The sequence below is a fragment of the Streptomyces sp. NPDC060205 genome (assembly GCF_042728395.1).
GTDB lineage: Bacteria > Actinomycetota > Actinomycetes > Streptomycetales > Streptomycetaceae > Streptomyces.
The window spans coordinates 1-18,661 of record NZ_JBHWZP010000043.1 but is presented as its reverse complement, the minus strand read 5'-3'; the positions used below and the strand labels follow the sequence as shown (position 1 = coordinate 18,661).

Sequence of the window (18,661 nt, the reverse complement as noted above, 5' to 3'; positions counted from 1 at the left end):
GCACGCTCCCTCGTGTACGCCGGACGCCGATGTCCGCACCCGCGCGCGTACCGGCTTCTTCTGCTGCTGGATCCTTCCGGTTCCCGGACCGGACGACCAGGGCCGGTCGGCCCCGATTCCCCAGACGGGCCGGTGCTCCACGAGGGTCACACGGGCCGACCGGCCCATCGGAAGGGACGTCCAGCACCTCCTCCGCCGCCGGCGGCGGTCCGACGCTGAGGGAAGGCACACCCACAGGTCCGCGGTACCGAGCCGAGGAGCGCATGTCATGGTCCGTCACGTGTACGACTTCACCGAAGGCGGTCGTGACATGGCCGGCCTGCTCGGTGGCAAGGGAGCGAATCTGGCCGAGATGACCGGGCTCGGCCTTCCGGTGCCGCCGGGGTTCGTCGTCACCACCGAGGCCTGCCGGGCCTTCCTGGCCACCGGCGCGGAGCCCGAGGGCATGTCCCGGGAGATCTCCCGTCATCTGTCGGCCCTGGAGGCCGCCACCGGGCGGAGCCTGGGGCAGCCGGACGACCCGCTGCTGCTGTCCGTCCGCTCCGGAGCCCGGTTCTCGATGCCGGGCATGATGGAGACGGTCCTCGACATCGGGTTGACCGACGCCTCCGTGCAGGGGCTGGCCAAGGTCTCCGGGAGCGAGCGGTTCGCCTGGGACTCGTACCGCAGGCTGGTGCAGATGTTCGGCAGTACGGTCATGGGCGTCGACGCCGAACTGTTCGAGCGGGCCATGTCGCTGCTCAAGGACAGGCGCGGTGCCCCGGACGATCTGCGGCTGGACGCGGGCGACCTCGCCGAACTCGTGGAGACGTACAAGAACGTGATCCATGTCGTGACGGGTGACCACTTCCCGCAGTCGCCCGCCGAGCAGCTGCGCCGGGCGGTGCTCGCGGTCTTCCGCTCGTGGAACGGGGAACGCGCCCGTCTGTACCGGCGGCGCGAGCACATCCCCGACGATCTGGGCACGGCGGTCTGCGTGCAGCGCATGGTGTTCGGCAATCTCGGTCCCGACTCCGGCAGCGGTGTCGCCTTCACCCGTGACCCGGCGACCGGCCGCAGCGGCCCGTACGGCGACTACCTGGCCGACGCCCAGGGCGAGGACGTCGTCGCCGGCATCCGCAACACCGTGCCCCTGGCCGAGCTGGAACGGCTCGACGCGACCTCGTACCAACAGCTGCGCGGGCACCTGCGGACGCTGGAGCGCCACTACCGGGACCTGTGCGACATCGAGTTCACCATCGAGCGCGGCAGGCTGTGGATGCTGCAGACCCGGGTGGGCAAGCGGACCGCCGAGGCCGCCTTCCGTATCGCCGCCGAGCTGGCCGACGAAGGGCTCATCACTCCCGCCGAGGCTCTGTCGCGGGTCGGCGGGGACGGGCTCGCCCGGCTGATGTTCCCCCGCTTCGACACCTCCGCGACCGGGGATGCGCTGGCCCGCGGCCTGCCCGCCTCGCCGGGTGCGGCGGTGGGCGCCGCGGTCTTCGACTCCGCCGAGGCCGTACGGCGTGCCGCGGCCGGGGAGGAGGTCGTGCTGGTCCGCCAGGAGACGACCCCCGACGATCTGCCCGGCATGGTCGCCGCCCGGGCCGTGCTCACCGGCCGCGGCGGCAGGACCAGTCACGCGGCGGTCGTCGCCCGCGGGATGGGGAAGGTCTGCGTCTGCGGCGCCGAGGAACTCACCGTGGACGCCGAAGCACGGCGCTTCACCACAGCCACCGGCGCCGTCGTCGAGGAGGGGACGGTCGTCTCCGTGGACGGCTCCACGGGTGCCGTGTACCCGGGCGCGGTCCCCCTGGTCGACTCCGCCGTCATGCGGTACCTGGAGACGGGCGAACGCGGCGAGCGGTCGGCCCGGGTCGTCGACGCGGTCGCCCGAGCGCTGCAACAGGCCGACGCCACACGGCGGTTGGAGGTACGGGCCAATGCCGACACGCCGGAGGACGCCGCCCGGGCCCGCCGGTTCGGCGCCCAGGGTGTCGGCCTGTGCCGCACCGAGCACATGTTCCTCGGGGAGCGCCGCAGGCTCGTCGAACAGATGATCCTGGCCGCCGACAGTGCCGCTCGCGAACGCGCCCTGGCCGCGCTGCTTCCCCTGCAGCGGCAGGACTTCGCCGGCATCCTCGAAGCGATGGACGGCCTGCCGGTCACCATCCGCCTCCTCGATCCGCCGCTGCACGAGTTCCTGCCCGACCGCACCGAACTCGCCGTACGCATCGCCACCGCCGAGGCACACGGCGACCCGCCGGATCCGCACGACACCGAACTGCTCGACGCCGTCAACCGCATGCACGAGGAGAACCCGATGCTCGGCCTGCGCGGTGTGCGCCTCGGTCTGGTGGTGCCGGGCCTGGTCGCCATGCAGGTACGGGCCGTCGCCGAAGCGGTCGTCGAGCGCAGCCGCGCCGGAGGCTCGCCGAAGGCGGCGATCATGGTGCCGCTGGTGGGCGCCGTCGAGGAACTGCGCATCGAGCGCGAAGAGGTGGAACGCGTACTGGCCGAGGTCTCGGCAGAGTCCGGCGTCCCGGTGACCTGCCCGGTCGGCACCATGATCGAGCTGCCCCGGGCCGCGCTCACGGCGGGCCGGATCGCCGGGCAGGCCGAGTTCTTCTCCTTCGGCACGAACGACCTGACCCAGACCACCTGGGGTTTCTCCCGCGACGACGTCGAGGCGGCGTTCTTCTCCGCCTATCTCGACAAGGGCGTCTTCGCCGCTTCCCCGTTCGAGACCATCGACCGCGAGGGGGTGGGGCGGCTGGTCCGGATCGCTGTCGCCGAGGGCCGCGCGGCCCGGCCCGGCCTGACGATCGGCGTCTGCGGTGAGCACGGTGGCGATCCCGGGTCCGTCCACTTCTTCCACGAGGCGGGACTGGACTACGTCTCCTGTTCGCCGTTCCGGGTCCCGGTGGCCCGTCTGGAGGCCGGGCGGGCCGCCCTGACGGAGACCGGGGTGAGCGACAGCCGGTGACGGCCCCGCACCGACCGGCCCTGCACCGACCGGTTCCGGGATCGGCCGTCCCGGTCCGTCACGGGGCCGGTCCGGTCGGCCCGTCCTCTCGGGGCCGACCGGGCCCCACCGGGGACCAACGGCACAAGCGACGGGGCCCGTGCCGGACGAGAGTGGAGATGTGAGCGGCACCGGCCCCCGCGGTGCCGCTCCGCCCGGACCCGCCGGCCACCGCGACGGCACACGAACCCGGAGGTGTACGCCATGACCCGACACGGCGCCGGACCCACGGCGAGCACGGCGAGCACGGCCGAGGCGCTCATGGCCGAGGGAACGACGGCCGAGGGAACCACCGAGGTACCGTCCGACATCGCCGTCGCCGTGGACCGGCTCGTGACGGCGGGTCTCAAGGCCCTCGCCGACTACGAGGCCCTGACACAGGAACAGGTCGACCACATCGTCAAGAAGGCGTCCGTCGCGGCCCTGGACCAGCACACCGCGCTGGCCCGGCTCGCCGTCGAGGAGACGGGACGCGGGATCTTCGAGGACAAGGCCGCCAAGAACATGTTCGCGTGCGAGCACGTGACGCACAGCATGGGCCCCATGAAGACCGTCGGCGTCATCGCCCGCGACGACATCGAGGACATGGTCGAGATCGCGGAACCGGTGGGTGTGGTGTGCGCGATCACCCCGGTCACCAACCCGACCTCGACCACCGTCTTCAAGGCGCTGATGGCGCTGAAGACCCGCAATCCGATCGTGTTCGCCTTCCACCCCTCGGCGCAGCGCTGCAGCGCCCGCACGGCCCAGGTCGTACGGAACGCCGCCGTCGCCGCCGGGGCTCCGGAGCACTGCGTCCAGTGGATAGAGACCCCGTCGCTGCAGGCGACCGGTGCCCTCATGCACCACCCGGGCGTCTCCCTGATCCTCGCCACCGGCGGCAACGCCATGGTGAAGGCCGCCTATTCGGCGGGCAAACCGGCGCTGGGCGTGGGCGCGGGCAACGTTCCCGCGTATGTGCACAGGAGCGCCGCGCTGCGCCGGGCCGTCAACGACCTGGTGCTGTCGAAGTCGTTCGACAACGGGATGATCTGCGCCTCCGAGCAGGCCGTCATCCTGGACGACGAGATCTACGACGAGGCCCTGGCCGAGTTCCGGATCCTGCACGCGCACCGGGCGACCGCCGAGGAGAAGGCGAAACTGGAGGCGTTCCTCTTCCCCACCGCCACCACCACCGCCACCGCTGCTGCTGACGCTGCCGCCGACGTCCCCGAGGGCCGGGCGGCGGACGGCGGCCGGGAGCCCAAGGTCAATTCCTCGGCGGTCGGGCAGAGCGCGGCGTGGATCGCCGAGCGGGCCGGATTCACCGTGCCCGCCCACACCTCCCTCCTCCTGGTGGAGGCCGAACGGGTCGGCCCCCAGGAGCCGTTGACCCGTGAGAAGCTCTGTCCCGTCCTGGCCGTACTGCGGGCCGGATCGGAGCAGCAGGGCTTCGATCTGGCCGCCGACATGGTCGCCTTCCACGGCCAGGGGCACAGCGCCGTCATCCACACCGGGGACACCGCGCTCGCCGAGGCGTACGGGCGGCGGATGAAGACCGTGCGGATCATCGTCAACGCACCCTCCTCGCAAGGCGCGATCGGCGGCATCTACAACCACCTGCTGCCGTCACTGACCCTGGGCTGCGGCTCCTGGGGCAACACCTCCGTGTCCGACAACGTCTCCGCCGCACAGCTGCTGAACATCAAGAGGGTGAGCACGCGCCGCAACAACCTGCAGTGGTTCAAGGTCCCGCCGAAGATCTACTTCGAGCCCCGGTCCATCCGGTACCTGACCTCCATGGCGGGCATCCACCGCGTCACGGTCGTCACCGACGCGACCATGACCCGCCTCGGCTTCGTCGACCGCGTCACGCGGGTCCTGCAGCTCCGGGACGACCCGGTCACGCTCCAGGTCATCGACAACGTCGAGCCGGAGCCGAGCATCGACTCCGTGCGGCACGGCGCCCGTCTGATGGACGACTTCCGCCCCGACACGATCATCGCGCTGGGCGGTGGCTCGCCCATGGACGCGGCCAAGGTGATGTGGCTGCTGTACGAGCAGCACGCACGCGGCAAGGACATCGACTTCACCGACATGCGGCAGAAATTCTCCGACATCCGCAAGCGTGCCTTCCGCTTCCCCGTGCTCGGCGCCCGCGCCCGTCTGGTGTGCGTGCCCACCACCTCCGGCACCGGCGCCGAGGTCACCCCCTTCGCCGTCATCTCCGATCCGGCCACCGGCAAGAAGTACCCGTTGGCGGACTACGCGCTCACCCCGAGTGTGGCCATCGTCGATCCGTCGCTCACCAAGGAGCTGCCGCCGGCGCTGGCCGCCGACAGCGGCTTCGACGCCCTGACCCACGCCATCGAGTCGTACGTGTCCGTGTACGCCAACGACTTCACCGACGGTCTGGCCCTCCACGCGATCCGGCTGGTCTTCGACCACATCGAGGCGGCGGTCGACGACCGCACGGACCGGGCGGACGCGCGGGAGAAGATGCACAACGCCGGCACCATCGCCGGAATGGCCTTCGGCAACGCCTTCCTCGGCATCGTCCACGCCATGTCCCACACCCTCGGCGCCACCTTCCACGTCGCGCACGGCCGCACGAACGCGGTCCTGCTGCCGCACGTCATCCGCTACAACGGCACCGTTCCCGCCAAGCTCACGGGCTGGCCCAAGTACGAGCACTACCGCGCCCCGGAACGCTTCCAGGACATCGCCCGGACCCTCGGTCTTCCGTCCGCCACCCCGAGCGAGGGCGTGGAGTCCCTCGCCCGTGCCGTGGAACGGCTGCGGGACGCCGTGGGCATCGAGCCGTCGTTCCGTGCCCTCGGCGTCGACGAGCGCGCGTTCCTCGACGCGCTGCCGCAGCAGGCCCTCAACGCCTACGAGGACCAGTGCGCGCCCGCCAACCCGCGGATGCCGATGCTCGACGACATGCAGGAGATCATGCGCGCGGCCTACTACGGCCGAGCGGACGCCTCCGACGTCGACGTGGCCGTGGGCGTGGGTGTACAGGGGCTGTCGGACGCGGACGCGGACGAGGGCCGAACGGCGCCGGCATGAGGCATCCCGGCCCCGTTCCCATGACCTGATCACGCACACGCGGTGTGCAACGACCCCCTACGGACATCCGCCATGGTCTTCGACAACGCCGAGCCGGTCGACTCCGGGCCCCGCCAGAGCATCGAGCTCGACGGCGACGAGGCTCTGCGGCTGCTGGGCACCGTGTCCCTGGGAAGGATCGTCTTCACCCGGCACGCGCTGCCCACCATCCGCCCGGTCAACCACGTGCTGGACGCCGGGGACATCGTCATCCGCACCCACGAGGGAGCGGCCCTGACCGCACGCACCCGGCACACCGGCGGCTCGGGAGTGGTCGTCGCCTACGAGGCCGACGCCATCGACCCGGACACGCATCTCGGCTGGAGCGTCGTGGTCACCGGCTACGCCCAGCTGGTGACCGAGTCGCACGAACTCGCCCGCTACCGGCAGCTGTTGCGCCCCTGGGTGGACCGCACGACGGACTACGCGGTCCGCATCCACCCCGACCTGATCACCGGCATCCGCCTCACGGCCGTAAGAACCGGGGCAGGCAGGTGAGTCGCCGGCCGGTGGTGCCGTTCATCCGGTCGGCACGACGAGCACGGGGCAGTGGGAACGGTGCAGCAGGGTGTGCGCCGTCGGGCCCAGCTGCGGTCCGAGCCGGCGGTGTCGGGCGCCGATGACGACGACATCGGCCGCCCGGGTGGCCTCCAGCAGTGCGCGGCGCAGGACCCGCAGCCGGGCACCGCGGCGCTCGGCCTCCTCGAAGGCGCAGACGGCCACGTCGGGGTCCGCGTCACCGGCGAGGCCCAGCAGCACCTCACCGCCCACACCGCGCCGGCGGTCGCCGCGTACCACCAGCAGCGGACTGTGCACCCGCGCCGCCAGCCGCAGGCTCACGGACCGGAGCAGCATGCCGGTGAGCCCTCCGAACCCGCGGGTCCCGACGACGGTGAGCGCGGCGTCCTCGCTCGCGCGCGCCAGCGCCCGTACGGCGCCGCCCCGCACGGCCTCGGTGGTCACCGGCAGGCCAGGGTGCCGCGCGGCGACCCGTGCCCCGGCCGCCGCGAGGATCGGGCCGGCCTCGTCCGGATCGGGCACGGCGTACAGGATGCGCAGAGCGGCCGCGCGGTGTACCGCCTCGTCCGCCGCCCGGTCCAACGCCCGTACGGAGACGAGCGAACCGTCCACTCCGGCGACCACCTGCTGGATCCTCATGGTGCTGCCCCCTCGTGTGTCGTTCGGTGCCGTGGAAGGTGTCGTGGAGGGTGTCCAGGAAGGTGTCGTGTCCCGCCCCTCAGTAGGCCGCCACCCCGTTGCTCCGGAACTGTTCCCGGACGCGCCCGATCAGCTCGGGTTCGGGGCTCGGCGTGTCCCGCAGCGGGAAGGGCAGGCCGAGGGCCTCGTACTTCGCCGCGCCGAGCTTGTGGAACGGCAGGACGTCCACGCGGTCGACGCGGTCGAGGCCCGCGACGAAGCGGGCGAGGCCGTTGACGGCCTCCGGGTCGTCGGTCCAGCCGGGGACCAGGACGTACCGGACCCACATGCGGACGCCGAGCCGGTCGAGCCGGGTGGCGAAGTTCAGGGTGGGGGCCAGTTCGCCGCCGGTCAGCTTCCGGTAGGTGTTCACGTCGAAGGACTTGATGTCGAGGAGTACGAGGTCGGTGTCGGCGAGGAGTCCGTCCGTGGCGCGGGCGCCGAGGAAGCCCGAGGTGTCGAGCGCGGTGTGCAGCCCGGCCTCCTTGCAGCGGTGCAGCACCTCGGCGGTGAAGGCGGGCTGGAGCAGCGGCTCGCCGCCGGTGAGCGTCACCCCTCCCCCGGCCGCGGTGACGAACCCCCGGTACCTGTCGATCTCGGCCATCACCTCGTCGACGGTGATGTCCCGGCCGTCCCGCAGGTGCCAGGTGTCGGGGTTGGCGCAGTACAGACAGCGCAGCGGGCAGCCGCTGACGAAGAGCACGAACCGGGTCCCGGGGCCGTCCACGCCGGTGGACAGGTCCCAGGAGTGGATCCGGCCGGTCGTGTCCCTGCGGTTCATCGGGCTTCGTGGAAGGTCCGGCTGATCACGTCGAGCTGCTGCTCACGTGTCAGGCGTACGAAATTGACCGCGTACCCGGAGACCCGGATGGTCAACTCCGGATATTTCTCCGGGTGGTGCATGGCGTCCTCCAGCGTCCGCCGGTCCAGGACGTTGACGTTCATGTGGAAGCCGCCGGCGGCGGTGTAGGCGTCGAGGATGCCGACGAGGTGGGCCGCGCGCTCCTCCGGACGGTGGCCCAGTCCCTCGGGCGTGATCGTCGTGGTCAGCGAGATGCCGTCACGTGCCTGCGCGTAGGGAAGCTTGGCCACCGACAGCGCGGAGGCGGCCACACCGTGCCGGTCGCGTCCGTTCATGGGGTTGGCGCCGGGCGCGAAGGGCTGCCCGGCGCGGCGGCCGTCGGGGGTGTTGCCGGTGTGCTTGCCGTAGACGACGTTCGAGGTGATGGTCAGCACCGACTGGGTGTGTTCGGCGTTCCGGTACGTGGGATGCTCGCGCACCTTGGCCATGAAGGACTCGACCAGGCTCACGGCCAGGGCGTCGGCGCGGTCGTCGTTGTTGCCGTAGGCGGGCCAGTCGCCCTCGGTCGCGTAGTCCACGGCCAGTCCGGTGGCGTCGCGGACCACCTTGACCCGGCCGTACCTGACCGCCGACAGGCTGTCCGCGGCGACCGACAGGCCCGCGATGCCGCACGCCATGAACCGGTGCACCGGGTGGTCGTGGAGAGCCATCTCGATGCGCTCGTACGCGTACTTGTCGTGCATGAAGTGGATGACGTTCAGCGTGTTGACGTAGGTGGCCGCCAGCCAGTCCAGCATCCGGTCGTACGCCGCCGACAGCTCCTCGTAATCCAGGTACTCCCCGGTCAGCGCGGGTGTCCGGGGGCCTATCTGCTCGCCGGTCAGCTCGTCCCGGCCGCCGTTGATCGCGTACAGCAGCGCCTTGGCGAGGTTGACGCGCGCGCCGAAGAACTGCATCTGCCTGCCCACCGTCATCGCCGACACACAGCAGGCGATCGCGGTGTCGTCGCCGGTGCGCGGCCGTGTCAGCTCGTCGGACTCGTACTGGACGGCGCTGGTGTCGATGGACACCTGTGCGCAGAACTCCTTGAAGCCGGCCGGGAGCCGGGGCGACCAGAGCACGGTCAGGTTGGGCTCGGGGGCGGGACCGAGGTTGTGGAGCGTCTGCAGGAAGCGGAAGGAGGTACGGGTCACCAGGGGGCGGCCGTCGGTGCCGAGGCCGCCGATGGACTCCGTCACCCAGGTCGGGTCGCCGGAGAACAGCGCGTCGTACTCGGGGGTGCGCAGGAACCGTACGATCCGCAGTTTGATGACGAAGTCGTCGATCAGTTCCTGGGCCCGCACCTCGTCGATCAGGCCCTCCGTCAGGTCCCGTTGGAGGAAGACGTCGAGGAACGTGGAGGTGCGGCCGAGCGACATCGCGGCGCCGTTCTGCTCCTTCACCGCGGCCAGGAAGCCGAGGTAGAGCCACTGCACGGCTTCGTGCGCGGTGGCGGCCGGGCGGGTGACGTCGCAGCCGTACGAGGCCGCCATCTCCGCCAGTTCACCCAACGCCCTTGTCTGCTCGGCCAGTTCCTCGCGGTCACGGATGACGTCCGCGTCGGAGGGCCGCGCGTCCAGCAGGGCCCGTTCGGCCTGCTTGGCCTCGGTCAGGCGGGCCGTGCCGTACAGCGCCACCCGGCGGTAGTCCCCGATGATGCGGCCGCGTCCGTAGGCGTCCGGCAGGCCGGTGATGATCCCCGCCCGGCGGGCGGCCCGCATCTCGGGTGTGTAGGCGTCGAAGACACCGTCGTTGTGGGTCTTGCGGTAGGTCCCGAAGACCCGCGAGACGAACGGGTCCACCTGGTGGCCGTACGCCTTCAGGCCGTTCTCCACCATGCGCAGTCCGCCGTTCGGCATGATCGCCCGCCGCAGGGGCGCGTCGGTCTGCAGGCCGACGATCAGCTCGCGGTCGCGGTCGATGTACCCCGGGCGGTGCGAGGTGATCGTGGAAGGGGTGACCGGGTCGACGTCCAGGATGCCCTTGCGCCGCTCCTCGGGAAACAGCGCACCGACCTTGTGCCAGACGGCGAGGGTGCGATCGGTCGGACCGGCGAGGAACGCCGGCCCGCCCTCGTACGGCGTGTAGTTGGCCTGGATGAAGTCGCGTACGTCGATGCGGTCCCGCCACTGCGTCCCGGCGAAGCCACGCCATGCGTCGCCCGGTCGGCGGTCGGCTTTCGCGGTTGCGGTCATCGTCGGTCGTCCCTTCCCTGTTCCACGTGTGCGCATCTCCCTCTTCACATGCTCGTCCGCCGCGGCCGTCGCGGGCAGTGCCGGACAGTGCCGACAGGTGGCCCGTCCGGCCCCGGGCCGACGGGGCCGGGTGGACTCAGCCGTGCGGGACCACGGCGACGGGACCGCCGATGTGGTGCAGCGCCGCGTGGGCCACGGAGCCGATGTGCGTTCCCAGGTGGCTCTCCCGGATCTTCCGTCCCACCACCACGAGGCAGGCTTCGGACGACGCGTGGACCAGGGCGGCGGCCGGGCGGCCTTCGGAGACGGTCTCGGTCACGGAGACCTCGGGGAACTTCGCGCACCACGGACGCAGCGTCGCGACGACGGCACGTTCCTGGGCGGCCAGCACGTCCGCTCGGGCCCCGGTGACCGTGTGCAGGTCGGCGCCGTCGGCCGAGGGAACACGGAAGGCGTGGATCACCCGCAGCGCGGTGCCGTGCAGCCGGGCTGCCTCGAAGGCGAACTCGATCAGTTCGTCGCAGGGACGCCGGACGTCCAGGCCGAGGACGACATCACGGTAGGGGGCCTTGGAGTCCTCCTGCGAGGAACCCTCCTTGCCGGGCGTCGTGGGGTACTCGTCGGCCGCGGCCCTGCCCGCGCGGACCAGCACGACGGGGCGTACGGACCTGGCGACGACCCGCTGGGACACCGAGCCGACCATGAACCCCGCCAGCCCGCCCAGTCCGCGGGAGCCGAGCACGAACAGCTCGGTGTCGTCGCTCCATGAGAGCAGGCCCCTGACCGGGGAGTCGGACACCAGCTGGGCGTCGACGGAGAGGCCGGGGTGCGCGGCCCGCACACCGGCGACCACCTGGTCCAGGGTCTGCTGGGCCCATTCGTGCTCGGTGTTGCCCAGGGGGACGGAGGCGGGAGGGCGAGGGTGCCACTGCCAGGCGTGCACCACCCGCAGCGGGGCTCCGCGGCGCACGGCCTCCCGGGCCGCCCAGTGTGCGGTCGCCAGGCTCTCGACGGAACCGTCGACGCCTGCGGTGACATGGCGAAGCATGCTGCCTACCTCCTCGGTCCGCGTCCGGATGCGCTTCCCGTCGAGCTTCCTGCCGGCGGGCACCCGTGCGGAGGGTGCCGAAGGACCTCGGCCGAGTACCGGGCGGCCCGGTCATGGGGCCGGGTGGCCCATGGCCCGCGGCCGGGACCCGGCAGGACGCTGTGAGCGCAAGGACCGCATGCATCCATGGAGGCACCCCATGAACGATTCCGTCACGTCGAGCATGCTGCGGGCCCTGCCCGCCGAACACCGGCAGCGGTTGATGGACCTCGCCCGCCAGGTGTCGTTCGAGGCGGGCACCCGCCTCTTCGAGGAGGGCGGACGCGCCGACCGGTTCTGGATCGTGCGCACCGGCACGGTCACCCTCGACATGCGGGTGCCCGGCCGGCGGGCGGCGGTCATCGAGACACTAGGACACAACCAACTCGTGGGCTGGTCCTGGCTGTTCGCGCCGCACACCTGGCACCTGGGCGCCGAGGCCACCTCGCCCGTACGCGCCCACGAGTTCGACGCCACGGCCGTACGCGCCCTGTGCGGGAGCGATCCTGAGTTCGGCATGGCGGTCACCCAGTGGGTCGGTGACGTACTGGCCCACCGGCTGCGCGCGGCCCGCACCCGGCTGCTGGACCTGTACGCCCCCTACGGCAGCGGCAGCCGCGTGTGACAACGCCCTCGACCGAAGCGTCCAAGGAGGCATCATGCACGGCACGCCGCACGTCGTGAGCGACGTGATGACCCGCACCGTCGCCACCGTCGACCGCGGGACCCCCTTCAAGGAGATCGTGCGGACGATGCAGGAACGCGAGGTCAGCGCCCTGCCCGTGGTGGAGGGCGACCAGCGGGTGGCCGGGGTCGTCTCCGAGGCCGATCTGCTGCCCAAGGAGGAGTTCCGCGACAGCGACCCCGACCGCTACACACAACTGCGCAGGCTCTCCGACCTCGCCAAGGCCGGCGCGGTGACCGCGGAGGAACTGATGACCTCCCCGCCCCTCACCACACCCCCCGACGCGACACTCGCCCAGGCCGCCAGGACGATGGCACGCGCCCGGGTCAAGCGGCTCCCCGTCGTCGACGGGTCGGGCACGCTGCTGGGCATCGTCAGCCGCGCCGACCTGCTGAAGGTCTTCCTCCGCGACGACGAGGAGATGGCGGAGGAGGTACGGCGGGAGGTCGTGTCGTACCTCTTCCCCTCCCCCTCGTCCGCCGTATGGACGGAGGTGCGGGACGGAGTGGTCAAGCTGAGCGGACACATCCGGGACACGTCCCTGGTCCCGGTGGCCGCGCGGCTGGCACGGGCCGTCGAGGGCGTCGTGGACGTCGAGTTCGACCTCTCCGAAGAACGCCGGCCCTCCTGACCGGACGGCCGCCGCCCACCGGTCGTAGGTGTCAGCCGTCCTGGCGTCCTGGTCGTAGGTGTCAGCCGTGCGCCACCACGGCGACCGGGGCCGTGGCGTGGTGCAGGACGGCGTGTGTGACGGGGCCTATGTGCACGCCGACGGGACTGCGGCGGATCCGCCGGCCGACGACGACCAGGCAGGCCTCGCGGGACGCGTCCGCCAGGTGGTTGGCCGCGCTGCCGTAGCGGCACCGTTCGACGACCTCGACGGCGGGGAACTTCCGCCGCCACGGGCGCAGCACTTCGGCGAGGGCGGCGATGTGCCGTTTGGACAGCTCGTCATGGAGGCCGAGGTCCGTCGGGAGTCCGTACGCGTAGTAGGGCGGCGGGTTCCAGCCGTGGAGGACCCGCAGGCCCGACTCCCGCCGTACCGCGGCGTCGAAGGCGAACTCGATCACCGCGTCGTGCGGGCTGTCGGTGTCGAGGCCCAGGAGTACGGGATGGAAGGGGCTTGCGGCGGAGGGGATGCCGGACGGGTCCAGCGTGTGTTCGTCGGCTGCCTGCTCCCCCGCGCGGACCAGGACCACGGGCCGCTCCGTCCGGGCGACGACGGCCTGGCCGACGGAACCCAGCAGGAAGCCTCCGATGCCGCTCATGCCCCGGGAGCCGAGGACCAGCAGTTCGGCGTCCTTCGCCGCCCGTGCCAGCACCTCGCGGGGCGAGCCGCTGAGCTGTTCCACGCTCACGTCCACGCCGGGGTGACGCAGCCGGACACCGTCGGCCGCTTCGCGGGGAATGCGCTCGGTCCAGTGCTGCTGCGTCTCGGCGCCCAGGAGCGGTGCCTGGGCGATGGGTTCGGGGACCGGCTCCCACACGTGGACGAGCGTCAGCGGCAGGCTCCGCAGCTTCGCCTCACGCGCCGCCCACTCGACGGCGGCAAGGCTCTCGGCCGATCCGTCGAGGCCTGCGACAACTGTGCGGACCATGATGATGCCTCCTGAGGGGTGAGGTGGTTCCAGCGTCGGGCGCTGGAGTGTCGTGCTGCAGGGGCCGTTGGCCCCCGTCTCCGGCCGAACGGCCCCGCGGCCGGCGGACACGGCGATCCCGTGTCGGGTCCGCCGGGTCCGCCGCGTCACGTCAGGGTCACCGCAGCCAGGCGTGGTCGCGGACCACCGGGATCCGCGCCCAGATCCTGCCCAGGCCCCAGGTGGCACCGGCGCCGGCCGCCGCGAGGGCGATCAGGACCACGGCGTAGATCACGTGGTAGTCGACGAACGGGTTCGTCGACATGCTCGGCGCGCCGTCGGACAGATGCTTCGCCGGCGGCCACTCGGCGATCCACATCAGCGCCATCATCGCGCTCCCGGCCACCGCCGCCGGCCGCAGCGCGACCCCGGCCATGACGGCCACTCCGACGCCCAGCAGGCCCAGCATGAACAGCCAGTCGGCCCAGGTGGCCCCGGCCCAGTCATGGAACGTGGACTCCATCGGACCGACGGCGACACCGCTGAGGAATCCCCTGGTCGGTGAGCCGCCGTCGATCCAGCCCTTGCCGGACGGCGTCGCGTAACCGAAGCCGAACGTCTTGTCCAGGAACGCCCACAGGAAGACGAACCCGGTCAGCAGACGCAGCGACGCGAAGGCGTAGGCACGTGCGGTGGGCGTGCCGGTGAGCGTGTCGGTGAGGGTCGACACCGCGTCCCCGGACGCGGATGCGGTCCGGTTCTGAGAGTGCTCGTGCACGGCCATGGTGGTGGTCCCTTCGAGGGTGGTCCGCTCGCTTTCTGACACCTCCCACTCTTGACCCACGCGGCGCCGCGCACCGGATGCCGAAGGTCCGCGATGGTGGCGCTGAACGTCCCTCTCGCCAGGGCCTGTCGGGCTGCGACCCGGTGGCGGTGATCGCACAGGGGGCACGGCGCTACCGCAACACGCCCTCCGGGTCCGACGGTTGGGGACACTCCGTGCGGAAGCCGCCGACGCCCCGGGCTCCGGCGGCGGGGGCCCGGTCGGCCCGGCGGTCAGCCCCTCGACGAGCGGCACGGACAGGGCCGGACGCTCCCGGGCACCAGGGGTGGTTCACCGGTTGGGCGTGGCCTGTGCCGTGACCTGCCGGATGGCGTTGAGGGCGATGTCGGGGCGGTCGACGTGGATGTAGTGCCCGCTGCCGGCGGCGGTGCTGACGCGGCTGTGGGCGGACAGGGCGCGCCACTGCTGCTGGCCCTCGGCCCACATCCGCTCCAGGGCGGGCCCGTAGTCGGGGACCTCGGAGAACTGCGACTCGTGCTCGATGATCCGCACCGGGATGCGCCCCGCCGAACGGACCGGCGCGTCGGCGATGAGGAACCGCTCGGGGTTCTGACCCTCGTTCACCGCGAGGGTCTGGTCGCGCAGTTCGGCCGCCACGCCGGTCGCGGACGCGGGGATCGCCTGCCGGATCCCTGCGGTGAGGGCCGGGATCGTGGCGTCCAGCAGGACCAGGCCCTTGACCCTGTCCCGGTGGTTGGGGGCGTACCGGGCGGCTATGTAGCCGCCCAGCGAGTGACCGGCCAGGACGACCGGGCGGTCACCGACGATCCGGTCGAGCACGCCGGTCAGGATCCTGCCGCTGTCGTCGACGGTCTGGACACCGTTCGGCTGATCGCTCGCGCCTTCCCCGAGCCGGTCGTAGGAGCAGACCCTGCCCCTGTCGCTCAGGGTCTGCTGCAGCCCGGCCAGCGTCTCCAGTCCGTCGCCGCCCCCGGCCATGAGAACGACGACGGGTTTACGGGCCACGGTCCGGCCGGAGCAGGAGACGTTGACCGAGTGGCCGTCGACGCGGACCTTCTTGGTGCCCGTGAAGGCATCCCCGTGCCCGTGGCCGGCGCTGTGCCGCGCGGATGTGGCGGTCGCGGTCTGCGACGGCTGCTGGGCCTGCGCGGCGACCTGGCCGTAGCCGACGACGGCGGCGCCTGCCACCGCGCAGAACGTCGTCGCCAGAGCGGTCGTCTTGAGGGTGCGGTTCACGTGGATCTCCAAAGCGACAGGGGAGGCCTCGGGCTGGGCCGGAAGAGGAAGCCGCGAGGGTCACTGCATCGCGGCGACACCGCAGACGCTACGGTTCCGGCGCGCTCGGATCGTCACCTGTCAGAGGCCACTTGCGCGTAGCTCGCACGGGGGACAGCCATGTTCTGTGGACGTGCTGGATGCGCACATCCAGCACGTCCACAGAGACAGACACAAACACAGGCACAGGCACAGGCAGTGGCAGCGCCGGTGACCGGTGCAGCGCCTCCCGGCCCGGACCGCCCTCCGTTTACAGCGCGGGCTTGCCCTTCGTGAACAGCCATGTCTGGAAGAGGTCGTCGAGCTGCCGGCCCGAGATCTTCTCGGCGAGCCGGATGAAATCGTCGGTGTTCACGTTCCCGTACCGGTTCTGCTTGGTCCAGGTCGGGAGCAGCTTGAAGAACGCCTTGTCACCGATGCGCTCGCGCAGGACCTGGAGCGTCATCGCGCCGCGCTGGTAGACGGCGGAGGCGAACATCGTGTCGCGCTGCGGGTCGCCGACGACCGTCTGCCAGAAGGCCGCGTCCGCGGGGCGCGCGTTGTAGCCCGCGAGGAAGGAGTCGTGGGCGCTCTGCGTTCCCCGGTGCTCGCTCCACAGCCACTGGGAGTAGGTCGCGAAGCCCTCGTTGAGCCAGATGTGCTGCCACTTCTCGACCGAGACGGAGTCGCCGAACCACTGGTGGGCGAGCTCGTGGACGATGGTCGACTCGCTGCGGACGGCCGAGTAGACCGGCTTGGTCTGGGTCTCCAGGGAGAAGCCGGCCTGCGGCATGTCGTCGACGATCGCGCCGGTCTCCTCGAAGGGGTAGGGACCGAAGACCTTCGACCAGTAGTCGGTGGCCTCGGCCGTGAGGCCGTACACGTCGACGTTGTTGCTGTTCTCCAGCACGGGGTCGATGGCGACGTAGATCGGGGTGCCCGCCGGGGTCGTGCCCTGCTTCACGTCGAACTCGCCGATGGTGGCCGTCGCGAGATACGTCGCCATGGGCTCGGTCTCGCGCCAGTGGGCGACGGTCTGTCCGCCCTCGTCGTACGTACCGACCAGGCGGCCGTTGGAGACCCCTGTCAGTCCCTTGGGTGCCTTGATACGGATGTCGAAGGCGGCTTTGTCGCCCGGGTGGTCGCTGGAGGGGAACCAGGTCGACGCCGCGTTGGGCTCGCACGCGACGAAGACGCCGTCGGTGGTCTTCATCCAGCCGTAGTCGGAGCCGAAGACGATGGGTCCGCTCAGCGGCTCGGGCACACCGCCGTAGGTGACGGTCACGGTGAACGTCCTGTTCTTGCGCAGGCTGTCGCGCGGGCTGATGCGGATCTCGTCGCCCTCGCGCGTGAACCGCGCCGGTCTGCCGTTCACCTCGATCTTCGTCACCTCCAGCTTCTGGAGGTCGAGGTCGAAGGACGAGAGGTTCTGGGTGGCGCGCGCGGTGATGGTGGTGCGGCCGTCGAGGCGGTCGGTGTCGGGGTCGTACGCCACGTCGAGGCCGTAGTGGCGTACGTCGAATCCGCCGTTGCCGAGCTGTGGGAAGTACGGGTCGCCCACGCCGTCGGCGCCCGGTTGGGGCGCGGGTGCGGCGGCGATCAGGCAGAAGGAGGCGGCGGCTGTGGCCAACGCCCCCAGACGTGCCGACCGGGAGAGTGCCATGGGTCATCCCTTCGCGCGTGTTCCGATGAAACGGACACGCAGACTCTGCACTCCCCCGAATGGGCGTGTACATGACTTGGTGCCGGATTTTTACCAAGTCATCAGGTTTCGCTGGGCAGTTGGCACCCATTCCTTGACTCTCCACATCCTCGCCACCCCGTCGTCAAAGTGCCTCAACTGGTCGAGAAAGCGGACCGCTCGGTGCCAAAGACGAGTTTGGTGGTGAACGTTCCGCAACCGGATCCGGCCGGTTGACACCACGTGAGCCGCTCGATTTACTCCCTGCAGCGCCAACATCAAGACTCCTGGCGCCAGAGGTACGCCCAGCCGGTAGTGCGGTTCTCGCGACCGCAAGTCCGGACACAGTCGCCAGGACGGACGCTTTCCAGCGCAGTCCGAGGCGGGGACGTACCCCCACCTTCTGGAGCTCCACATGCCCCACACCCATCGCGTGCGATCCCGCAAGCCCGCCGTCGTGGCAGCGTCCCTGACGTGTGCCGTCGTCGGCGGTCTGCTCGTCTCGTCGAGCGCGAACGCCGCTCCGGCGGTCGAACCGCCCCCGGCCAACGCGCCCTTCGACTACCAGATAGGCCAGGCCTACACCCCGGCCGCCGACGTCAAGGTGGTCTCCCGTGACCACACCGCGTCCCCGGCCGCCGGCCTGTACAACATCTGTTACGTCAACGCCTTCCAGGCTCAGCCGGGCGCCGAGGACGAGTGGGGCGACATGCTGCTGACGGACGCCGACGGAGAGGTCGTCTACGACCCGGACTGGGACGAGGCCTTCCTCGACATCCGCACCGCCGCCAAGCGCCAGCGGGTCGCCGCGAAGGTCAACACCTGGATCGACGCCTGCGCCGCCAAGGGATTCGACGCCGTCGAGCCCGACAACCTCGACTCCTTCACCCGCACCGACCTGATCAGCAAGGCCAACGCCAAGGCGTTCGTCAGGCTGCTCGCGGACCACGCCCACGACAAGGGCCTGGCCATCGGCCAGAAGAACACGCCCGAACTCTCCACCGAGCGCTCCGCGACCGGCCTGGACTTCGCCGTCGCCGAGGAGTGCGGCGAGTGGAAGGAGTGCGGCGACTACACCGAGGGCTTCAACGACGACGTCATCGTGATCGAGTACCAGCAGAAGTACTTCGACGAGACGTGCGCCCAGTGGGGCGGCCGTCTCAGCGTCGTCCTGCGTGATGTGCTGGTCACCGCCCCCGGCGACAGCGCCTACGTCCGTAAGGCCTGCTGAGACCTGCTGAGCCG

General features: G+C 71.1%; 14 protein-coding genes. 6 read left to right on the top strand and 8 right to left on the bottom strand.

What is annotated here, in order from left to right; genetic code table 11:
• Positions 1-268 precede the first annotated feature (268 nt).
• The 3 genes from ppdK to ACFWGJ_RS10720 all read left to right on the top strand — a co-directional run bounded on the left by ppdK (position 269) and on the right by ACFWGJ_RS10720 (position 6,592).
• A complete protein-coding gene (gene ppdK, locus ACFWGJ_RS10730; protein ID WP_387322477.1) occupies positions 269-2,965 on the top strand; it encodes a pyruvate, phosphate dikinase in 2,697 nt (898 codons plus the stop codon).
• Positions 2,966-3,265: 300 nt separating this feature from the next.
• Positions 3,266-6,055, top strand: coding sequence for a bifunctional acetaldehyde-CoA/alcohol dehydrogenase (adhE, locus tag ACFWGJ_RS10725; protein WP_387322533.1), 2,790 nt, complete (start codon positions 3,266-3,268; stop codon positions 6,053-6,055).
• A gap of 72 nt (positions 6,056-6,127) precedes the next feature.
• Entirely contained in the window at positions 6,128-6,592 is a 465-nt protein-coding gene (locus ACFWGJ_RS10720; RefSeq protein WP_387322475.1) for a pyridoxamine 5'-phosphate oxidase family protein, read from the top strand.
• 21 nt (positions 6,593-6,613) lie between these two features.
• Here ACFWGJ_RS10720 and ACFWGJ_RS10715 read toward each other — a convergent pair whose 3' ends face one another.
• The 4 genes from ACFWGJ_RS10715 to ACFWGJ_RS10700 form a co-directional block, all read right to left on the bottom strand.
• Entirely contained in the window at positions 6,614-7,252 is a 639-nt protein-coding gene (locus tag ACFWGJ_RS10715; protein WP_387322473.1) for a universal stress protein, read from the bottom strand.
• Between the two features lie 79 nt (positions 7,253-7,331).
• Positions 7,332-8,072 (bottom strand): pyruvate formate-lyase-activating protein, encoded by a 741-nt coding sequence (pflA, locus tag ACFWGJ_RS10710; protein ID WP_387322471.1) that lies wholly within the window; start codon positions 8,070-8,072, stop codon positions 7,332-7,334.
• Positions 8,069-10,327, bottom strand: coding sequence for a formate C-acetyltransferase (gene pflB / locus ACFWGJ_RS10705; RefSeq protein WP_387322469.1), 2,259 nt, complete (start codon positions 10,325-10,327; stop codon positions 8,069-8,071). The genes pflA and pflB overlap by 4 nt, the downstream gene beginning before the upstream one ends.
• 136 nt (positions 10,328-10,463) lie before the next feature.
• On the bottom strand, positions 10,464-11,375 hold the full coding sequence (locus tag ACFWGJ_RS10700) for a universal stress protein (protein ID WP_387322468.1): 912 nt from the start codon (positions 11,373-11,375) through the stop codon (positions 10,464-10,466).
• Between the two features lie 199 nt (positions 11,376-11,574).
• On the opposite strand from ACFWGJ_RS10700, the gene ACFWGJ_RS10695 reads away from it, so the two are divergent.
• Positions 11,575-12,039, top strand: coding sequence for a cyclic nucleotide-binding domain-containing protein (locus ACFWGJ_RS10695; protein WP_387322466.1), 465 nt, complete (start codon positions 11,575-11,577; stop codon positions 12,037-12,039).
• Between the two features lie 34 nt (positions 12,040-12,073).
• Positions 12,074-12,730, top strand: a complete 657-nt coding sequence (locus ACFWGJ_RS10690) for a CBS domain-containing protein (RefSeq protein WP_387322464.1) — start codon at positions 12,074-12,076, stop codon at positions 12,728-12,730.
• A 61-nt stretch (positions 12,731-12,791) separates the two neighbouring features.
• On the opposite strand, the gene ACFWGJ_RS10685 is transcribed toward ACFWGJ_RS10690, so the two are convergent.
• From ACFWGJ_RS10685 to ACFWGJ_RS10670, 4 genes are all read right to left on the bottom strand, one after another.
• A complete protein-coding gene (locus ACFWGJ_RS10685) occupies positions 12,792-13,697 on the bottom strand; it encodes a universal stress protein (protein ID WP_387322462.1) in 906 nt (301 codons plus the stop codon).
• A 157-nt stretch (positions 13,698-13,854) separates the two neighbouring features.
• Positions 13,855-14,460, bottom strand: a complete 606-nt coding sequence (locus tag ACFWGJ_RS10680; protein ID WP_387322531.1) for a hypothetical protein — start codon at positions 14,458-14,460, stop codon at positions 13,855-13,857.
• Between the two features lie 330 nt (positions 14,461-14,790).
• A complete protein-coding gene (locus ACFWGJ_RS10675) occupies positions 14,791-15,717 on the bottom strand; it encodes an alpha/beta fold hydrolase (RefSeq protein ID WP_387322460.1) in 927 nt (308 codons plus the stop codon).
• A gap of 289 nt (positions 15,718-16,006) precedes the next feature.
• Entirely contained in the window at positions 16,007-17,398 is a 1,392-nt protein-coding gene (locus ACFWGJ_RS10670) for a M1 family metallopeptidase (protein WP_387322458.1), read from the bottom strand.
• Between the two features lie 433 nt (positions 17,399-17,831).
• Here ACFWGJ_RS10670 and ACFWGJ_RS10665 point away from each other — a divergent pair, with 433 nt between their 5' ends.
• The gene (locus ACFWGJ_RS10665) at positions 17,832-18,647 is read left to right on the top strand and encodes an endo alpha-1,4 polygalactosaminidase (protein WP_387322456.1); all 816 of its coding nucleotides are present in this window, start codon (positions 17,832-17,834) and stop codon (positions 18,645-18,647) included.
• Positions 18,648-18,661: the final 14 nt, after the last annotated feature.